Here is a 19,100-nt window from a genome sequence, read left to right as displayed (position 1 = left end):
GTGGGTGGCCTACGACGCCACGGTGCCAGGCGGCGAGTACGTAGGTAGCGTCGTCTACGGACGCAACGGCAAGCGCGTCATCAAACTGGCCCGAGCTCCAGCTCCCTTCGCGGCCCTGGTACGGAGACGGACGGTGGCGAAGGTGGACTCGATCGGGTTGGTGGTACGCAGATGGATCCAGTGCTCAGCGGGGATGTCGAAGAACGCCAGCAGCTCCCTCCTCTCACTCCCGGTCAACCGCAGTCGTTGGACGGCAGACCGGGCGCAGAGAGCTCCGCCGGGCTCCCCTTCGTCAGGGGATGTTGTAGTAGTCGACCATGGCGTCGGCGAAGTCGCCCCAGGCGTTCGTGCTCTGAGAACCCCAGATGCCGTCGACCTTGCCGGCGTTGTAGCCCTCGTAGTTCAGGAAGCGCTGCAGAGCCATCTTGGTCTGAGTGCCGGGGATCCCGTCGATGTCGCCCTCGTAGCCGTTGTAGAGGGCCAGAACCTGCTGTATCCCAATCCAGCTGTTGGATCCCAATGCGCCGTCGATAGGGCCGTTGTAGGGACCGTGAAACCGTTTGAGCCAGGTCTGTACGCCCTTGGCCTTTCGGACGGTCAGGCCGAGGTTGACGACGGCCTGCGCCCCGACATCGCCCTCGGCCATGGCCGGTTGGGTCACCCGCGCGGTGGTGGCAGGCTGCGGTGCCGCGTAGCCGGGTGCTGCGCCGGCGAGGGTGCCGACCGCGAGAGCCACGGCGACGGCGGTGGGAACGAGCGTCTTTCGGAGAATCTTTGTTCTCATGGCACTTCCTTCTCGTGGGATGTTGGGCGTGGCGACCGTAGGACCGGAAGTCGCCGTGGACACTGAGCTGACGGGGGGCGGGTCTGCCTGCAACGCCGGGGTTGAACCGTCTCCCTGCCTGATCAGTCACCGGTAGTGGCCGGTGCGGACCGCGCCGGCCACCGTCTACACAGCCCCGGCCGGTTCAGCCGCACGCGTTCACCTTGTCGCCGTTGGTGTACACGGCGGACAGCCAGCTTCCAGTGGCCGGGTTCCTGAAGCAGTAGGGACTTCCAGCCGCATCAACGCGCATGACCGTGAAACAGCTGAAAGACCATCTGCGCAGGTCAGCGCCCCGCAGCCACCCATCGCGGCAGCCCACAGGGCTGGCTGGTCTCTTCCGCGACATCTGATTCAGCCGCAGGTCAGGATCCCTTTCCTTCCTCCTGGGCCGCTCCCCGTAGCAGGGTCATGGAGACTGACCGGCCGAGACCGGCGCGAATCCGACGGCGCGGCGGGTGTCAGGGTCCATAGTCCCTGACACCCGCCTCGGTTCAGTCCGGTCGGTCCGCGCTAACGTGCTCGGCGACTCATGCGGCGCCGCGCTGCAAGTAGGCGCGGTCCACCGTCTGCTGGACGGTGTTGCCGGCCGCGTCCTTCGCGGTCACGCGCAGCGTGACATAGGCGTCGCCGTGCACCTGGGCCGGCCGCTCCACGGTGGCGGTGAAGCCGCTGCCCTTGCGGGCGGTGGTGGAGGTGGTCCAGGTGCGCCCGTCGTCGTAGGACGTCTCGACCTTCAGCGTCACGCCGCGCGGCGCGGCCATGCCGTCCTGCATGCGGACGTTCAGGCCGATTGTGTGCTTGCGCTGCGGGCCCACCGTGTTGCGGGCGTCGACCGGCACGTCGTAGTCGACCTGGAGCATCGGCAGCAGCGCAGCGTCGGCTGTGGTGCCCGAGCGGAACGTCCACGAGGTGCGCGTGCCGGTGCCGAAGCGCCAGTCGTCCTGAACGCGGGTGGTCGCCAGGTCCATCCGGAACTCGGCGTCACCCGCGGGCACCTCGAAGTCGCCCCACGCGCCCTGGCGCGAGTCGGCGATCTGCTGACCGTTGCGGTACAGCACGGCCGTGGCCGTGTCGTCCACCGCGGCCACCCCGGCCCTGGCACCGGCTCCGGCGCCTATACCGCCTATACCGCCGAAACCGCCGAGCTCGTAGAACGACCAGTGGCCGTCGCCGGAGTCGTTGAACTCCGGCACGTAGACGGACAGGGTGTTGCCGTTGCGTACCGACGGCAAGCCCACACCACGCGGGATCGAGGGGCGGACCACCGCGCCGAACCATCGCTCCGTGGCGTGCTGACCGGCCCGGTAGGTGCGCGGCACATTGTGCATGCCGGCCCCCAGCGGAATGTCCATGCCGAAGACGACATTGTGGTGCACGGTGTGGCGCCACAACGTGTCGCCGCCGGTCACGTACTCCACACGCTCCAGGCCTGTCGGCACCTCACGGCTGTACTGGTTCCAGGCGGTGTCCTGGTACGGCCGCCACCCGAAACGCTGCTCGCTCGCCCAAGGCGACGCACCCGTGCGGGTGTAGGTGCTGCGGACCACCGCGCTCTCGTGCTCGGAGACGGTGTACACCAGGTTCTTGGGAACCGAACCCTTGGCGACCTGCATCACGTCGTACAGGTACGGGCTGCGCACCGTGCCGGAGAACTCCACCGTGGTGGCGCGCTGCTTGATGCTCTTGAGCACCGCGGTGCCCTCCGCCGTGCCGGCACGCATGGTGGGCAGGGCGATCCGGTCACCGGTCGGGCTCCACCGCGTCCAGGGGTAGAAGCCGTCCTCCACGACCAGCATCAGCGCCTTGGCCCCGGCGTCCGCCGCGGCCTTCGCGAGCGCCCGGTCGTCGGAGAAGTCCCAGCGGACGACGGCCAGTTTGCCGCGCACGTGTGCGGCGCTCAGGTCGGCGGCCGTACCCTTGCCGGCGTCCACGGCGGTCAGCCGTGCTCCCTTGTCGCTGAAGGCCGGGGAGGCGTTCACGTAGTACGGGGTGAAGCCCAGCGAGCTGCCGGAGACCTTCGCCCGCAGCTGCGGGGCCACCATCTGCCAGCGCGAGGTGTACTCGAAGTCGCCGTCCGTGACGCGCGCGGTGGGGCTGACGTAGAGCCGCTTGGCGATGTCGAAGAACATCACGCCCTGGATCAGGCCGTTGCCGTCGATCTTCCGGTACGTCTGGTAGCTGAGGATGCCGCGCTGTTCGGCGGGGCGTGGCGTGCGGATCTTCACCTCGGTGACCTTGGAGGCGTCGAGCGTCACCGTCGTGTCCTTGGTTACCTTCACCTCCGGGTTGACCACCTCTCGCAGCTCCTGGCCGTCGGCGGCCCTGTCCAAGGTGCCGAAGCTGAGCTGGTAGGTGCCCTCCTCGACCTCGGCAACGGCCGGCTGCACGCTCGTGTAGTCCACGAATCCGTCGGCGCCCCAGATCACCGGCGCGGCGCCCTCGATGACCTTGCCGTCGCGGTCGCGGGCGACCACGGTGAGCTTGTGCTTGGGTGCGTGCATGCTCAGGGAGACGGTGGTGTGGGCGACCACGGTGCCGTCGGCGGACTTCGCGGTGAGGTAGCCGTAGTAGTTGCCGCGGGTGGCCTTCGCCGCGTCGACGCGCAGCGGCACCTCGGCCGTGGCGCCGGGCGCCAGCTTCAGGGTGCCGGAGCCGGCGGCGACGACGCCGGCGGGCAGGACCCGGCCGGTGCCGGTGGCCAGGGCCGCGGCCAGGGAGAGCGTGACCTCGCGGTCACCGGTGTTGGAGTAGCGGACGGTGGCGGCGTTGCGAACGCCGCCCGCCGCTCCGGTCTCCACGGCCGGGAGCAGCACGCTGCCGGTGGCCGTGACGGGGCCCATGGCGGTGGCCAGGTCGATGCGGCCGCCCCCCTGCTCGGTCACCTTGGTGCCGGACACCGTGTGCGAGGTGCTGACCAGGGCGTCCTTGAGCTGCTGCGCGCCCCAGTTCGGGTGCTGCTGCGCCAGCAGCGCGGCGGCGCCGGCGACATGCGGGGTCGCCATCGAAGTACCGGACGCGGCAGTGTAGTTGGCGTCGACCGGGGTGCCCATGGTGGTGCCGGACGCGCGGGCGGCCACGATGCCGACGCCGGGAGCGGTCACATCGGGCTTGACCGCCCCGTCACCGAAGCGGGGGCCTCGGCTGGAGAAGGAGGCGAGGGAGTCGTCGCGGTCGACGGCCCCGACGGTCAGCGCCGCGTCGGCCGCCCCCGGCGAACCGACGGTGGACGGACCCGGGCCTGCGTTGCCCGCGGCGATGACGAAGAGCGTGTCGGTGGACGCGGTCAGGGTGTTGACGGCCTGGCTCATCGGGTCGGTGCCATCGGTCTGCATGTCCGCGCCGAGGCTCATGTTGACGACCTTGGCGTGCTGGGCGGCCGCCCATTCCATGCCGTCGATGACCTGCGACTCGGAGCCTGAGCCGTCGTCGCCCAGCACCTTGCCGACCAGCAGGTCGGCCTTCGACGCGACACCGCGGCGGGTCCCGGAGGACGCGGCACCCGTGCCGCCGACGATCGAGGCGACGTGCGTGCCGTGGCCGAAGTGGTCGTCGGTGTTCGTGCTGTCGGAGAAGTTCTTGGCCTCGGTGATGCGTCCGGCCAGGTCGGGGTGGTTCGCGTCGATACCGGTGTCCAGGATCGCCACCTTCACGCCCTGGCCCTCGTAACCGGCTTTCCAGGCTGTCGGCGCGTTGATCTGCGCGGTGCTTCGGTCCAGAACGGCCTTGACCTTGCCGTCCAGCCAGATGCGGGGAGTGGCGGCGATCCGGGGCGCGCCCGTCGTATCGCCGGGCAGCAGTGTCTTCCAGAAACTGCCCAGGTCGTCGTCGGCGACCCGCAGCGACCGGGCGCCGATGCTGGGCAGGTTGCGGGCCGGAGCCGAGGAAAGGTTGAGCGCGGCCAGTCGGTCGGACACCGTGGCCGCCGCCCGCTCGGACTGCGCGGTCGTCTTCGCCACGTCCGAGGTGGCGCCGGAGGAGACGATGAGCGGGAGCGCGGAGGCGTGGTCCTGGTCATAGCCCTGGGCGATCAGGGCCGTCACGTCGAAGAGCCGACGGTCCAGCGTGCCGGCCATCACCAGGTCCATCGCGTCCGACGGAAGCACCGTCAGCGACCCTTTTTGCTCCAACGTCCGGAACACGACACGCTCGCGTCCCGGTCCGGGCTGCACCGAGGCGGTGTGCCGTCCGCCGGGCAACGGCGTCACGGTGACCCGGTCACCGGTCACCAGCCGGACGGTCGCGGAGTGAGCCCCCGACACGTCGGTGGGACGAGTGTCGGTCCCCATGGCCGCCGTTCGCGTCTCGGCGGTCGCCGGCACGCCTCCGGCGACCAGCATCAACCCTGTCGATATAGCCGCCGTCAGGCGGGTCCATGTCATCAGCTGAAGACCTTTCGTCCAGATGGTGTCACAACCTGCGCGAAAGAATCCGCTGACGAAGCCGGACGTGTCACTGGCCTCACGTGACACAACTGCGACATGTCACAACGGCGACACGCGCCGCCTGCGCGCCTGTTCCGTGTGAAAGCCCGAGTCCGGCCGCTGAACTGCGGTGCTTCACGCAGACGCTGTGGCCCGTCCTGCATGCTGTGACCTGTGGATTCCGCCGGCTGCCAGCCGCTTTTCCCGACCGACCCAGCAGTCCGCGCGTAGTCGTACATCCGCTGCCGCAGCACGACCCGCGGGAATCCGACATCCACCCGGAGGAAGAGCTTTTCAAGTTCTGCTGCCCACACCTCTGAACCAAGATCCTCGGGCGCACCAGGTGACCGAGCGTCAAGCATGCCAATCGTGGGCGGCGCTCGAAGCGGGGATGGGGGAAGTCGGGCTGCGACTGCACCCCGACAACACCAACCTCGTCTGCTACACGGACAGCGGGCGGCGAGGCCTGACAGGTCTGCGCAGGTCAGCCGTTGTGGCCAACCGCGATGCACGGAGTGGCCAAGTGGCGGGTTCTGGCCGCGCTTGCGTGATGACTACACCAGAACCGCCGGCTCGCTGGATATGGAGAGCGAGCCGGTCGGCGGCTGCCCGGCTGTCGATGTACTCGTCTCTGATCGTGCGGAGGTCGTGAGTTCGAGTTCTGACCAGGTAGACGGTCGGCTTGGTGACGCCCCGAGGCCGCCTCGCGGGTTCGAGCCCGGTGCCGCGACTGACGAACCTGGCGAAGAGTCGTGTCCTACCGGCTCGAGGCGCGGCCAACCGCCCCCGCTACGTCCTACTCCTCCGGCTCCCAGGCGCGGAGCAGGTCGAGCAGCCCTGCGTCTCCGTCAACGTGCAAGGAGTCGGCCGGGATACGGTCGTACAAGTAGAGGACCAACTCACTGGCCGTGCCATGGATGGAGGCGCCGGCTGCGTCCGAGTCCTCGCCGGTTGCGGCAGTGGGCGCGGGGATGCGGGTGGAGCGTGCGCCGTCGCCGTCGACCGTGAGGCGCCAGGAGCGGCCCTCGGCGGTGTGGAAGTCGAAGGCCGTGGGCTTGTGCGGCCAGGCGCTGGGCGTCGCGACGCAGGTGAACAGGAACTCCTCGACACCGTCGAGGGCGACCTCGGCCGGCAGCGGCTGCGGGGCGCCCGCGGCGAGCTGGGCGTCGTAGGTGTGCACCGCGCTCTCATGGACCCGGTGCCGGGCGACTCCGCCAGAGGTCCGCGGCGTCTGCAGGGCACTCCACCACGCCCAGCAGCCGGCGTCCGCTCCTGCCTCGCGCAGGGCGCTCAGCAGAAGCTGCGTCGACGCGGCCAGCCAGGCCAGCAGGGCCTCACGCTCCCGCGGCACGTCCAGAGCGGCGCGCGCAGCGGTGGCCTCGGCCGGGGGAGCGTCGGCAGGCCCCGCGCCGACGATGGCGGCCCAGTAACGGTCTCCCCCACCCAGGTGCTTCACCAGATCGAACAGCGTCCACCCGGGGCAGGGCGGCACCTGTGCGTCGAGACTGGGCGCGGCGGCGACTGCGGTGCGGAAGGCGGTCGACCGTTCATCGATCAGTCGCAGCAGGTCAGGGAACTCAAGATTCTTTTCCACGCCGGATGTCTATCACCGTGCTCCGATGATCGGACAGCGTTTTTCACAGTCGCCGCCGGTTGGCCATTGCGGACGTCGTCCTCGCCTCCCACCGCTCGGGTGACATGCTGCGCACTGCTGCGAGGACGCTGGTGGTGGCGGTACGCCCGGCGTCGTGCCTGTGGGTGCTCTGGCCTCTCCGCGCGGCCGGGCACCTCGGCGGGTCGAGTACCGCCGGTTGTGGTGGAAGGGGAGGCTCAAGCCCGGGCGCCGGGTTCGGAGCGGCCGGGAGACGTTCCCGCCGAACCGAGGTCAGCACCGGAAGGGCGCGCGGCCTGGGTGAACACAGCCGCGAATCACGATGTTTCTGTTCACGTTATTGGCGCGTACATGCAGTACCATGCGCCTCTGGCGATCGACTCAGAAGAGAGCGTTGTGAAGAAAGCGCGCATATGTCTCGTGGTGGCATGCACTCTCATGGCCGCCGCATGCGGGGGAAGCAGCACGTCCGTCAACACGTCCCGACTGACGGACCGGGAAAAGGAATGGGTCGAATTTTCCTACGCGCACGAGAAGAGCGAAGACACCAAGCGAACGTGGGAACAACTGCCCGCTGAAGGTGTCAAGTCCTACCTCGATCAGCAGCGTACCCGCCTGTGCGGCGACACGGCGGCACTGATGCAGAGCCTGAAGGACGCGGGCTACACGGCAGACGAAATGCAGGAGTACAAGAACAAGACGGCCGAACTCATCTGCTAGGGCTGTCCCGTGGAGCGGATTGCCCGTCAAGGCGCACCAGGGCGGACCACACGCCGGCCGAGCGAAGGTCCCTGCCGGCGACAGCAGAGACCTTCGCTCCGTAAGCCGGATACCTGCTCTACGCCACCGCGCCTCCGAGGATCCTCAGCGAGTACTTTTCATACGCCCGGTGCAGAACCATCGTCACCGGTCCCGAGGTGAATACCCCGCTGACGACGTACTCCTTCTTGTTTCCCGTCTCGGCGACCTTCTTCTCATACAGAGAATCGGTCTCCTTCTTCGCCTGCTCGAGCCACGAAGATGCCTTGTCGTGGTCGATTCCCGCCACGTCGAGTCCCGTGCAGGAAACGAGGAAGTCGAAACCATCCGAGCGGTCCGTGCTGGTTCCGCACAGGAGAGACGACATGTTCTGGCGATCGGCGTATCCGGCCGAGACCGTCAGCCCGTTCCCGACGCGCCCGTGGACATACGTTCTCTTTTTCCCGTCGGGCATCTCCTGCTCAACGGGCTTGTCCAGTTTCAGCTTCCAGTCTTTCGACAGCCCCGTGAGGAAGTCCTTCCCCGTGTATCCGGTGGCCATGGTGTCCGCCGCGCCGAGGCTGGGCCGCTTGTCGCCGGTCACCGCATGCTTCGGCAGATCGGCGGCACGCGGCGCGGTCCGTGGCCTGGACGGCTCAGGATGAGGCGCTGCCGTCTTCGGGCGGTCGGACGCTGCTGGTCCGGGGCTGTTCTGGCTGCAGGAGGCGGCTCCCGCCGTGCCGATGACGACAGTCATCAGCACGGCGGGAACGCGGAAGGCGGCGCGGATCACAAGCCACCGTCGACGAGGTGGCACGCGCCGGGATCGGCGTAGTTGAACGGAACGAAGGCGATCGCGTCGAACACCACGTTGTCGTCTCCGGTGCCACCCCTTTGGATGTTGTCCATTTCGATCCGGCCACCCTTCCAGAAGCTGAAGGTGCCCATCTCGAACCAGGTGTCCCCGCCGGCGCTGCGGGTTCCCTGGTTCACATTGCAGTAGTCGGGTTCGGCGCCACTCGTGTTGTCACCCGGGATGAAGTCGTACCGGACGACCGCCTCCGCGCCGTGGCTGGGCAGGTGGACATAGACCTTGTAACGCTGGCCGGGCTGGTCGCCGGACGGGAGCTTGTCCTGGTTGACCTGCCACCGGCCGGTGACCTGGTGGAAGGTCTCGCTGTATCCGTAGCTGTGCGTGAAGTAGACGTGGTGGTCGTACCCGGCGCCGAGCTGGTGAAGGTCGATGGGGGCGATGTAGGGGGTCGCGCGGAAGGTACCGTCGTCCCTCAGCGTGGTGATGTTGTCACCGGTCTGGAGGGTGAACTTGCCGTCGTCGGCCGCCTCGAAGTCCCCGCAGTCGTAGGTGTCCTCGTGCTCTCCGAGGTCATCGACGATGATCGCGTTGGTGTAGACGCTCGGGTGGTCGATGCACGGGCCGTGTTCGTACTTGCTCTTGAGTTCGGGTTCTCCCGAGCCGAGCGAGTAGCTGAGCTGCTCGGTGCTGGAGTTGCCGGTGCTCTGGGGGCCCATCCAGTCGACGGTGCCGTCCCAGTAGCACGCCTCGTCCCAGCTCGGGCACGGGTCGGCCGCGTTCGGGTCGCACGCGTTGAGTGACGGGTCGCAGAACAGGGTGCGAGGGGCGACCTTGATGACGCCCAACGGCATGTCCGCCTCGGAGTACGACTCTTCTCCGTCCCAGGTCATCTGCGGCGTTTCCGCCCAGCCGAAGATCTTTTCCGGATAGTTCCACTCGCCGGGGCGGGAGGCGTCGTCATAGCTGTAGCGCAGGAAGGGCTGGCGGTCCGCCGGATAACTCGGGTTGACCGGGTTGTTGAAGAAGCCCAGGCCGACGGCACCGGACGTGTAGACGCCGGAGTTGTAGCCCCACAGCGCCGTGTACCAGTTCTCGATGTAGGCCGGGCTGCCGTTGTTGACACCCATGCCCAGCGCCTTGAGCTGGTTCCACTTCTCGGCAAGGATACCCAGACCGGCGGCGATGTTCGCCGCATAGTCAGTGGTGACGGCGCCGGCGCGCAGGGTGTCGAGCGGCGGGTTGTGCTTCTCGGACATGCCGGTCGTCACCTGGGCGATGCCGTAGCCGCAGTCGGCCTTGGCCGCGTCGGGGTAGTCGTGAATGCCGTTCTTGTTGCCGTACCAGTCGGACTTGGTGACGTTCCCCGAGTCGCCGTTCACGGAGTGCCAGGATGCCTGCTTGAAGTTGGACTCCTGGGCGAGGATGCCCAGCATGACCTGTGCGGGGATATCACCTCCGCCGGTCAGTGGCGGCTTGGGGAACAGACCCTGCGGGGTGTAGGCGGCAAGGCCGGTGTCGTGCCAGTTCTGCGGGCGGGAGACCGTCAGGGTGCCGTGGACAGCCTGGTCGACCGCCCACTCGACCATGTTCGCGCTGGCCTGGAGCGCCTGGCGCTTGGGATCGTTGCGCTTGACGATGCAGGGGCTCTCCATCGCACCGACCTTGCCCCAGACGGCCGCACCGGATCCGGACAGGCACTGCGATTCCGGCCCGCCCTCACCGCAGGTGCGAGGGTCCTCGTCATCTTCTCCGGTCACGGTGAACGCGGCCGGGTCCATCGGCAGCGAGGAATCCTGCTTCGGCCGCTTGCGGTCGGCGTCCACGAGCGTGGTGGCCTTCGCACCGGTCTTGAGCGCGGTCGCCTTGATCGTCAGTGTTCCGGCACCCTCGTTCGAGGGTGAGCCGACGTGGTTGTTGACGATGCCCTTCATCTGCTCGGAGAACACCGAATTGGTCACCAGGTGGCCGTGGCGGGAGATCCCGGCCACGCGGCCGTCCACTGCATGCTTGGAAAGCCCCGGTGCCTTGCTGGTGTCGATCCCCTTCACGTCGCCGACGACCGCGGCGCCGTCGGCCGTGGCGAGGAGTTTGACCTTCCCCTTCGGGGCGCGGCCCAGCTCGGTGAAGTCCTTGCCGTTGAAACGGGAGATGACGCTCTTCTCGCCGTCGACCGTGCCGACGTCCACGGTGCCGTTCTTCGAGGCGGTCAGTGCGAACATCGGGCCGGGCAGCGCGGCGACCTTGCGGGCGGACAGCTTCTTGCCGTCGCCCTTCAGGTCGACGAGGTTGCCGCCGAGCACGCCGACGGTGCCCGTCCCGGTGGGCGTGACGTGCGTCAGATATCCGTTGACCGTGCGGCGGGAGGACACCGACCCCGCAGCCGCGTCGACGGATATCACCGTCGTCGAGCCGATGGACCTGTCGGTGGCCGAACTGGAGGTTAAGGCCACCTCGTCGCCCGTTCCGCATCCCGGTGTGAAGTACGCCAGTTGCACCCGGTCGGGAACCTCGGTGACCTTGCCGTCCGAGAGGCGGATCACTGCGGCGAACGCGCCGTTCGCGTACGCGCCGGGCTCGTTGGACCATGCCGACGGGGCGTAGACCGCCGCCGCGTAGTTCCCTGATCCCGTGGTGCAGACGTAGCCCGTCCACGGGCCGGCGTCGGACAGCTCCTTGCGGTCGAGGCGGGCGATCTCGTAGAAGGAGAACCCGTCGCTCTCCTTCGCCGCGAGGATGTGCAGTCCCTCGGAGTCGCCGGTGGCCTGCACGATCGTGTCCGGTGAAGAGGCGTAGCCCGATCCCAGGTCCTCGCCGGGGGTGGAGAACAGGCGGGGCGTCGTGGCGGCCGAGGCGGCAGGGGCCACCGTGGTTTCCGTGGAAGCCACCGGGACCAGGGCGGCGGATGCCGCCACCACACTCATGGCTATGAGCGGGTTCATGGTGAAGTAGCTTCTGAGACGTCTCTTGCGCATGGTCTTCCTCACAGCCAGTCCGTGCACAGGCCGTGCACGAGCGGGAGGCTCGCGTCGACCGGCGTGTCCGTGGTCTTGTTGGGGTCGTCGATGATGTATTTCAGCGGCGCGGGATCGTACTGGGCATGGACGTCGTTCCAGCACGCCTTCGCGGTCGTGGTCTTCCAGTTCTGCATCTTGGTGTAGGCACCTGCCACGCCGTCGGCGAGAAGGCCGGCCGTGTCGTACTGCTCGATGCCGCCGTCGGGATCACGCGTCGTCCACAGCGTCAGGTAGACGTAGTCGGGCGACGTGTCGAGATCGCGTGAGACCTTCGCCCATACCGCCTGGCAGTACGGCGACCACATCAGCCGCACCGCGACCGATTCATCCGGCTCGGTCACCTGCTGAAGGATCTCGGCGTCGTCGTCACACCCCGTCTGAATGGGGTCCTTGCCCGAACAGGCGGCTCGCCAGCAATCGGCCGCGGATGCCGGCGACGCCTCAATTCCCTGAAAAAAGCCGGCCAACAGCGTCAGTGCAGCCGCCGCCGGCCCCCATCTACGTATGCCGTGCACACACATCACCTCAAATATTTCTTATCCGTGCCGCATCAAGCGCAGCACGTATGGCGGTGTTCATCCTTGTTGTCCTTTTGTCGCTTCGGGCGTCAGAAGGACACGCGCAGCTTACGCCAACAGCTAGGCAGACCAACGGAGTTGTATACCTCACCCACCTGCACCGATTCCTAAAATGGACGTATCGGGGCCGTGCATCTCATAGTTGGTGCGCAGGTCATAAAATAGGGAGTGTCCGGCGGCGGTTCCGAAGCGAACGCAAGGTGCATAGCCATCCGCTTGGGAATCTCGGAGCGCGGAGGAACAATTGCTCCACGTCCGGCCATTCCAGTTCACCCAGGGGGAGCAAAAGCAGCTGTTCGACGAGCTGGGTGGAGAAGACGATTGGGCAGAGTGGGCGCGGGCCGTTGCGGCCGAGTCCGTCGAAGACTTCGCGGGGGCCTCTCGGACGTCGCCGGGGAAACGTGCGCGCAGCAACTGGACTTCATCGGCGGGCTCTTGGCCGAGCCGGATGGGTGGTCACGCGCATCCAGGCCCGGACGGTATACGGCCCGCAGAGCCGGGGCATGAACGGGAACCGTCTTCGGTATCCCTTCACGTTCATATATTTGACGCCTTTTCAACTCTCTTCGGTCAGCTGCACGTCCAGTTCGTCGAAGAGCAGCTCGCTGTGGTCGATCTGGCCGGTCCGGTATGCCGAGCGCGCCACCAGGTGCGCGGCGACCGGTCCGGTCATCAGCTGGAAGAACCCGATCAGCGCGAGCGTGGCCAGGTCCATGCCGCTGCGCAGCCGCAGGGCGACTCCGCCGAGCACCAGCAGCAGGCCGAGGCTCTGCGGTTTCGTCGCCGCGTGACTGCGCGACAGGACGTCCGGCAGCCGGAGCATGCCGACCACCCCGAGCAGGCAGATGGCCGCACCGAGGAAAACGAGGACCGCACCGGCCGTGTCGGCGATCTGCAGCCAGATCTTCACTTCGTTCCCTGCTCCTTCTGCCGCTTGGTGTTCGGCCGGTCGCGTGCGGCGATGAACCGGGCGATGCCCACCGAGCCGGTGAACCCGAGAAACGCCAGCACCAGCATGATCGGGAAGTAGAACGCGTCCCGCGCCATCGCGGACTTGGCGCCGAGGCCCGCGATGATGAGGGCGGCGCACACGTCCAGCGAGATCGCCCGGTCCAGCATCGAGGGGCCGCGCCAGACCCGGGTGAGCAGAGCCGCTCCCGCGATGACGATCACCACGACGGCGGCGGTCAGCAGGATCTGGTCGACGGTCTCCGGCGCACTCATGAACCCGCCCCCGGCTCGTCCGTCCGTGGCAACGTCGGCGGACGCAGCGGCGGTGGCGGCTCGGCCACGCGGGCGATCTCGTCACGGGTGCCGAAGGCCCGCACCGTCAGGCGCTCCATGCGCCAGACGGACTGCCTGGCCGCGTCGAGCACGGCGGGCCGGTCCGCGTCGAGGACGTGGACGAAGACGGTGGCCGTGGCGCGGCGTACCTCGACGACCGCTCCGCCGGGCACGTTCGACACGGCGACGGCGGTCGCCGCGAGCATCAGGTCGGAGCGGCAGCGCAGCGGTACGGCGATGACGGCGGCCCGGTGCGGGAGGCCGACGAAGATCTGCCGGGTGACCTTCACGCCCGAGGTGTACATGTCGTAGAGCAGATAGCCGGCGAGGACCAGGATGCCCCACGGGTGCAGCCGGAGTCCCAGATCGACCTGGGGCAGCGGGAAGGCCAGACAGACCGCCACCGCGACGACCATGCCGGTCACGACGTTGGCCCAGCTCAGACTGGACCAGAGCAGCACCCAGATGACGGTGAGCCAGGCAAGCAGCGGAAGGTCGAGGACGCGCCGCCGGCGGCCGGCGAACTCGCAGCTGAAGGGCGGCAGGTCCGGGTTCCGGTAGGAGAACGTGATCCAGCGTTTCACCGGCCGAGCACCGCCTCGATGTAGGGGGAGCGCGCGAGGAGTTCGGCGGCCGTGCGGTCGGTGTACGAGGTCAGGGGCCCGGCGAGCACGGTGAAGGCGAGTCCGAGGGCGACGGCTGCCGCGGTGGCGGCGGTCATCGGCTTCGGCAGTCTCGTCGTGGTGGTGACGGCATGGCCGTGCAGGGTCGCCGCCACCGCGAGCCCGGCGGGCTGGTGCCGGGGGACGGCCGGTTCGTCGCCGGTGCCGGGGATGCGGTCCGGGCCCGCGTCGGCGTCGTCGCCGCTGTCGTCGTCGGACTCCAGGAGCGTGCCGTCCGCGGCCTGGCCGGGCGGGGCGGCGCGCCAGAACGCCAGGTTCCACACCTTGGCCATCACGTACAGCGTGAGGAGGCTGGCCGCCGCCGACCCGACGACGAGGATCCAGGCCCAGACGCCGCCGTCGGCGACGCCGGCCCGCATGAGCCCGAGCTTGCCGATGAAGCCGGACAGCGGGGGGATCCCGGCGAGGTTCATGGCGGGAACGAAGAAGAGGACGGCAAGCACCGGGGCGGCCCTGGCCAGTCCGCCGATCCGGGTGAGCTCGGTGGTACCCGTACGGCGCTCGATCAGTCCGGCGACGAGGAACAGCGTCGTCTGGACGGTGATGTGGTGGGCGACATAGACGATCGCTCCGCCGTACGCGTCCCGTGAGGCGAGGCCGATACCGAAGACCATGTAACCGATATGGCTGATGAGGGTGAAGGAGAGCAGCCGCTTCAGGTCGGTCTGGGCGACGGCTCCCAGGATGCCGATCGTCATCGAGGCGAGTGCGGCCGCCATCAGCAGGTCGCCGAGCCGGTTGCCGGGGAAGAGCAGGGTCTCCGTGCGCAGCATGCAGTAGATGCCGACCTTGGTGAGCAGGCCCGCGAAGACGGCGGTGACGGGGGCGGGCGCAGTGGGGTAGGAGTCGGGGAGCCAGGCGGCGAGCGGGAAAACGGCGGCTTTGATGGCGAACACCGTCAGCAGCATCGCCTGGATCAGGGTCTGCACCCCGAGCGGGAGTTCGCCGAGCCGCCCGGCCAGCTGGGCGAAGTTGGCGGTGCCTGCGGCCGCGTACGTCATGGCGATGGCGGTGAGGAACAGCATCGACGAGAAGAGCGAGATGATCACGTAGGTGGAACCGGCCCGGACCCGGGGGCCGGTGCCGCCGAGGGTGAGCAGGACGAAGCTGGCCACCAGCATGATCTCGAAGCCGACGTAGAGATTGACCAGGTCGCCGGCGAGGAAGGTGCAGGAGACCCCGGCGACCAGGATCAGATACGCAGGGTGGAAGACCGCCACCGGTGTCTCTTCGTCGCGGTCGGCCATGCCCTGGCCGATGGAGTAGACCAGCACGCAGAGGGTGACGGCCGAGGAGACCGTCAGCATCAGCCCGGACAGCCGGTCGGCAACCAGCGTGATGCCGAGCGGAGGGGCGAAGTCGCCGAGGTCGACGGTGAGCGGCCCGCGGGTGTCGGCGGCGATCATCAGGGCGACGGAGAGCGCGAGCACGGCGCTGAGCACGACCACGCTGATGAACCGCTGGAAGTGTTTGAGGCGGGTGCCGAAGGCGAGGCTCAGCCCGGTGGCGCAGAGCGGCAGCAGCACCGGCAGCGGGACGAGTGCGTTCACCCGGTGTCTCCTCGGTTCGCGTCTTCGGTACGGGCTTGGGCGTAGTCCTGCGGGTCGGCGCCCAGCACGTCGTGCCAGAGGTCGCCGGTGGCGTCCCTGCCCCGGGCCTGGAGGGCGCGGTCGGCGCGCAGCCGGGCTCTCAGGCGCCTTCGTTCCTCGCGGTAGCGGGCGCGTTCCTCCGCCGTGGGTTCGACGGCGGACCGGTACCGTTCGCGCAGTTCGTCCCGCTTCCCGAGCACCTCGGCGCGCAGCGCGATGCGCCGGTCCTCCAGGTCGTCGTGGACCTCGTCGGTGCCGTTCAGCTGGTGGCTGCGGTACGCCATGGCGAGGAGGAACGCGGTGGTGGCGAGGGTGATGACGATGGCGGTCAGGGCGATGGCCTGCGGCAGCGGATCGGTGACCTGCCACAGCGGTACGCCGTACAGAAGGGGCGCCCTGCCCGCCGTTCCGGTGGAGGAGAGCACGAGCAGGTTGATCCCGTTGCCCGCGATCACTGCGCCGAGCAGGATGCGGGTGAGGGGGCGGGTGAGCATGAGGATGCCGCCGACTGCGCACAGCACGGCGGCCGTGGCCAGGAGCGAGGCACTGACCGTCATCCGGGGGCACCTCCGGTCTCCGGCGTCGTTCCGGGGCCTGCTTCCGCGTCGCCCGGACGCGCCTCCCCCGCTGCCGGCCGGCTCGCCTGCGCCCTCCCGGCTGCCGCCTTCTCCACCGCCGCCCGCTCGATCTGCCGGTCGATCCTGGAGCCGAGTGCGCGCACGATGTCCAGCACCACGCCCAGCACCAGCAGATAGACGCCGAAGTCGAAGAGGACCGGCGTGCCCAGGTGGAACGTGCCGAACACGGGCAGGTGGCCGTGGTACGTCCAGGCGTGCAGGACGGTTCCCCGGGAGAGGCCGAGCAGGGCCACACCGGTGGAGACGAACAGCCCGAGGCCGGTGAAGAGCCCCGGCTGCAGCGGTGCGGCCTCGGCGAGTTCGAAGCGGCCGCCCGCCAGATAGCGGGTGATCAGGCCGACACCGGCGACCAGCCCGGCGACGAAGCCGCCGCCCGGCATGTTCTCGGCGCAGAACAGCAGATAGACGGAGAGCACCAGGATCGGGTGGAACAGCAGCCGGGCCACGACCTCGAAGACGATCGACCGGTGTTCCGGGGCGAGCGTGGCGCCGGCCGCGAGCCAGCTGCGCTCGGGTGCGCCCTCGTCGCCGTGCGGCACGCCGGTCAGCTCCTGTGTCGTGAGCGACCAGGCCGTGCGTGCCGGTACGTCCTCGCGCGGACCGGCGCCCTCGGTCCGGCGGTGCAGATAGATCAGGCTGGTCACGCCGATCGCCGCTGCGGCGAGGACGGCGGACTCCCCCATCGTGTCCCAGGACCGCAGGTCGACCAGGATCGTGGCGACGACGTCCTTGAGCCCGTGGTGCGCGGTCTCCTCGACCATGGCGGCGCCGGCGGGCTCGGCCGTGCGTGCGGCTGCCGCGACCCACACGACGACGCCCAGGGTGGCCGCCGCGGCGAGCGCCACGGGGATGCGTACGGCGCGCCGCCAGCTGCTGACCGACTCCTGGAAGTGCACCGGCATCCGCCGCAGCACCAGCACGAACACGATCATCGACACGGTCTCGACACAGAACTGGGTGAGCGCCAGATCGGGGCCGCCCTGGACGACGAAGAGCAACGCGGTCCCGTACCCCGTCAGTCCGGCCAGGACCACCGCCTTCATCCGGCGGCTGACGGTGAGGCAGAGCAGCGCGGCCGCACAGGTCAGCGCGGCCACGGCGCCCTGCAGCGGAACGTCCCAGAGCCGCGGCGGCGTCGCCGCGTGCCACGGCCGGTCGAACACGAGCACGGCGAGCTGTCCGCCGAGCATGACGAGCAGGGTGGTGGCGAGGTACACGGAGAGCGAGCCGCGCTGGACGAAGCCGGTGATCTCCAGCGATGTGCGTTCCAGGCCGAGGAGAAGACGCCCGAAGACCCGGTCGGCGGTCGGCCAGGCGATCCGCCGGGAGAGCCGGGTGACGGTGTCGCGCGCCGCGAAGACCACCGCACCGGCGACCGTGGCGACGGCCGAGAGCAGCAGGGCCGTACCGAATCCGTGCCAGAGCGCGAGGTGGTACGGATGCGCGGGTACGGGGAACTCGTCGGCGTACGCGCCGAGCAGCCGGCCGACCCGGCCGACGCCCGGTCCGAGCACCAGGCAGCAGAGTGCCAGCAGGGCGGGCGGGCCGAGGAACGCCCAGGTGATCCGGTGCACCGGGGTGTCCTCGACCCCGGGCTTGCGGGCGAACGCGCCCCAGAGGAACCGTGCCGTGTATGCGACCGTCAGCGTCGAGCCCGCGACGGTGACGGCGAGGGCCCAGCGGTCCGCGGTGTCGCCGTGCAGCAGAACGTCGAACGCGGCCTCCTTCGCGGCGAAGCCGAGCATCGGGGGCAGTGCGGCCATGGACACGGCGGCGAGCACGGCGACCGTGCAGACCTGCGGCAGCGCCCGGCCGACTCCGGAGAGTCTGCGCAGATCACGGGTGCCGGCCGCGTGGTCGACGATGCCGGTGACCAGGAACAGCGGGGCCTTGAACAGAGCGTGGGCCAGGATCATCGCAACGGCGGCGAGAGCGGCGTCGCGGTTTCCGACACCGGCGAGCAGGGTGAGGAAGCCGAGCTGGCCGACGGTGCCGTAGGCGAGGACGAGCTTGAGGTCGTTCAGCCGCAGCGCCCGCCAGCCGCCGAGCAGCATGGTCGCACCGCCGAGGACCATGACGACGGGCCGCCAGACGGGGACGTCGGCGAACCCGGGGGCGAGGCGGGCCACCAGATAGACACCGGCCTTGACCATGGCCGCGGCGTGCAGATAGGCGCTGACGGGGGTGGGGGCTGCCATGGCGTTGGGCAGCCAGAGACTGAACGGCCAGATCGCCGACTTCGACAGCGCCCCGCACAGGATCAGCACCACGCCGACCGAGACGGCGAGGCTCGTGGCGGGCGGGTCCGCGACAATCGCGGAGATCCGGTACGTTCCGGCCGCCTGACCGAGGATCAGGAAGCCGACGAACATCGCGAGGCCGCCGAGCGTGGTCACGGTGAGGGCCTGGAGTGCGGAGCGGCGGCTGTGCTTCTGCTCGCTGTCGTGGCCGATCAGCAGGTAGGAGAAGACCGTGGTCAGTTCCCAGAACACATAGAGCGTGATCAGGTCGTCCGCGAGGACGAGGCCGAGCATGGCGCCCGCGAAGGCCAGCAGGTTCCCGGCGAAGCCGGCCAGCCCGGGGGTGTCGTCCGCGAAGTACGAGACGCAGTACAGCAGGACGAGCGCGCCGATGCCGGCGGCGAGCAGCACCATGAGTTCGGCGAGCGCGTCCAGGCGCAGATCGACGGAGACGCCGTACGCCGGCATCCACTGCCAGGACGAGGTGACGGATCCGCCGGACGCCGCGGTGTTCCACTGCGTGGCCGCCCACACCGTGGCGGCCACGGGAGGCAGCGCGAGCACGACGAACCCGCGGCTGCCCAGCCGCCGCACCAGCGGGGCCGCGAACGCGGCGAGGACGAAGTGGCAGACGATGAGCGCGGTCATACGGCCCCGGCGGGC

Annotated in this window: 13 protein-coding genes and 1 pseudogene; 1 reads left to right on the top strand and 13 read right to left on the bottom strand. The window is 69.0% G+C overall.

What is annotated here, in order from left to right; all coding sequences use genetic code 11:
• Positions 1-84: 84 nt before the first annotated feature.
• The 4 genes and pseudogenes from LRD69_RS26110 to LRD69_RS26095 form a co-directional block, all read right to left on the bottom strand.
• Positions 85-225: pseudogene (locus tag LRD69_RS26110) on the bottom strand (transposase); the annotation flags it as partial.
• 67 nt (positions 226-292) lie between these two features.
• The gene (locus LRD69_RS26105; RefSeq protein ID WP_277328977.1) at positions 293-784 is read right to left on the bottom strand and encodes a peptidoglycan-binding protein; all 492 of its coding nucleotides are present in this window, start codon (positions 782-784) and stop codon (positions 293-295) included.
• 569 nt (positions 785-1,353) lie between these two features.
• Positions 1,354-5,205 (bottom strand): S8 family peptidase, encoded by a 3,852-nt coding sequence (locus LRD69_RS26100; RefSeq protein WP_277328976.1) that lies wholly within the window; start codon positions 5,203-5,205, stop codon positions 1,354-1,356.
• Between the two features lie 838 nt (positions 5,206-6,043).
• Positions 6,044-6,841 carry a maleylpyruvate isomerase family mycothiol-dependent enzyme gene (locus LRD69_RS26095; protein WP_277328975.1) on the bottom strand — a complete coding sequence of 266 codons (798 nt, stop codon included), beginning with the start codon at positions 6,839-6,841 and terminating at the stop codon, positions 6,044-6,046.
• A 318-nt stretch (positions 6,842-7,159) separates the two neighbouring features.
• Between LRD69_RS26095 and LRD69_RS26090 the strand changes: the two genes are divergently transcribed.
• Positions 7,160-7,579 (top strand): hypothetical protein, encoded by a 420-nt coding sequence (locus tag LRD69_RS26090; protein ID WP_277328974.1) that lies wholly within the window; start codon positions 7,160-7,162, stop codon positions 7,577-7,579.
• A gap of 118 nt (positions 7,580-7,697) precedes the next feature.
• On the opposite strand, the gene LRD69_RS26085 is transcribed toward LRD69_RS26090, so the two are convergent.
• The 9 genes from LRD69_RS26085 to LRD69_RS26045 all read right to left on the bottom strand — a co-directional run bounded on the left by LRD69_RS26085 (position 7,698) and on the right by LRD69_RS26045 (position 19,085).
• Complete coding sequence (locus tag LRD69_RS26085; protein ID WP_277328973.1) at positions 7,698-8,201, bottom strand: hypothetical protein; 504 nt, start codon at positions 8,199-8,201, stop codon at positions 7,698-7,700.
• A 185-nt stretch (positions 8,202-8,386) separates the two neighbouring features.
• Positions 8,387-11,383: a hypothetical protein gene (locus tag LRD69_RS26080; RefSeq protein WP_277328972.1), complete on the bottom strand. Its 2,997-nt coding sequence runs from the start codon at positions 11,381-11,383 to the stop codon at positions 8,387-8,389.
• A gap of 8 nt (positions 11,384-11,391) precedes the next feature.
• On the bottom strand, positions 11,392-11,940 hold the full coding sequence (locus LRD69_RS26075; RefSeq protein ID WP_277328971.1) for a DUF2690 domain-containing protein: 549 nt from the start codon (positions 11,938-11,940) through the stop codon (positions 11,392-11,394).
• 619 nt (positions 11,941-12,559) lie between these two features.
• Positions 12,560-12,913, bottom strand: coding sequence for a monovalent cation/H(+) antiporter subunit G (gene mnhG / locus LRD69_RS26070; RefSeq protein WP_277328970.1), 354 nt, complete (start codon positions 12,911-12,913; stop codon positions 12,560-12,562).
• The gene (locus tag LRD69_RS26065) at positions 12,910-13,227 is read right to left on the bottom strand and encodes a monovalent cation/H+ antiporter complex subunit F (protein WP_277328969.1); all 318 of its coding nucleotides are present in this window, start codon (positions 13,225-13,227) and stop codon (positions 12,910-12,912) included. The genes mnhG and LRD69_RS26065 overlap by 4 nt, the downstream gene beginning before the upstream one ends.
• Positions 13,224-13,871 carry a Na+/H+ antiporter subunit E gene (locus tag LRD69_RS26060; protein ID WP_277328968.1) on the bottom strand — a complete coding sequence of 216 codons (648 nt, stop codon included), beginning with the start codon at positions 13,869-13,871 and terminating at the stop codon, positions 13,224-13,226. The genes LRD69_RS26065 and LRD69_RS26060 overlap by 4 nt, the downstream gene beginning before the upstream one ends.
• Entirely contained in the window at positions 13,868-15,520 is a 1,653-nt protein-coding gene (locus LRD69_RS26055; RefSeq protein WP_277328967.1) for a Na+/H+ antiporter subunit D, read from the bottom strand. The genes LRD69_RS26060 and LRD69_RS26055 overlap by 4 nt, the downstream gene beginning before the upstream one ends.
• On the bottom strand, positions 15,517-16,116 hold the full coding sequence (locus LRD69_RS26050) for a Na(+)/H(+) antiporter subunit C (protein WP_277328966.1): 600 nt from the start codon (positions 16,114-16,116) through the stop codon (positions 15,517-15,519). Before LRD69_RS26050 ends, LRD69_RS26055 begins: the two co-directional genes overlap by 4 nt.
• Positions 16,113-19,085, bottom strand: a complete 2,973-nt coding sequence (locus LRD69_RS26045) for a Na+/H+ antiporter subunit A (RefSeq protein ID WP_277328965.1) — start codon at positions 19,083-19,085, stop codon at positions 16,113-16,115. The genes LRD69_RS26050 and LRD69_RS26045 overlap by 4 nt, the downstream gene beginning before the upstream one ends.
• Positions 19,086-19,100: the final 15 nt, after the last annotated feature.

Source organism: Streptomyces sp. JH14, assembly GCF_029428675.1.
Classification (GTDB): Bacteria; Actinomycetota; Actinomycetes; order Streptomycetales; family Streptomycetaceae; genus Streptomyces.
The sequence above is the reverse complement of the archived record's forward strand: the minus strand, read 5'-3'. Positions and strand labels throughout refer to the sequence as shown.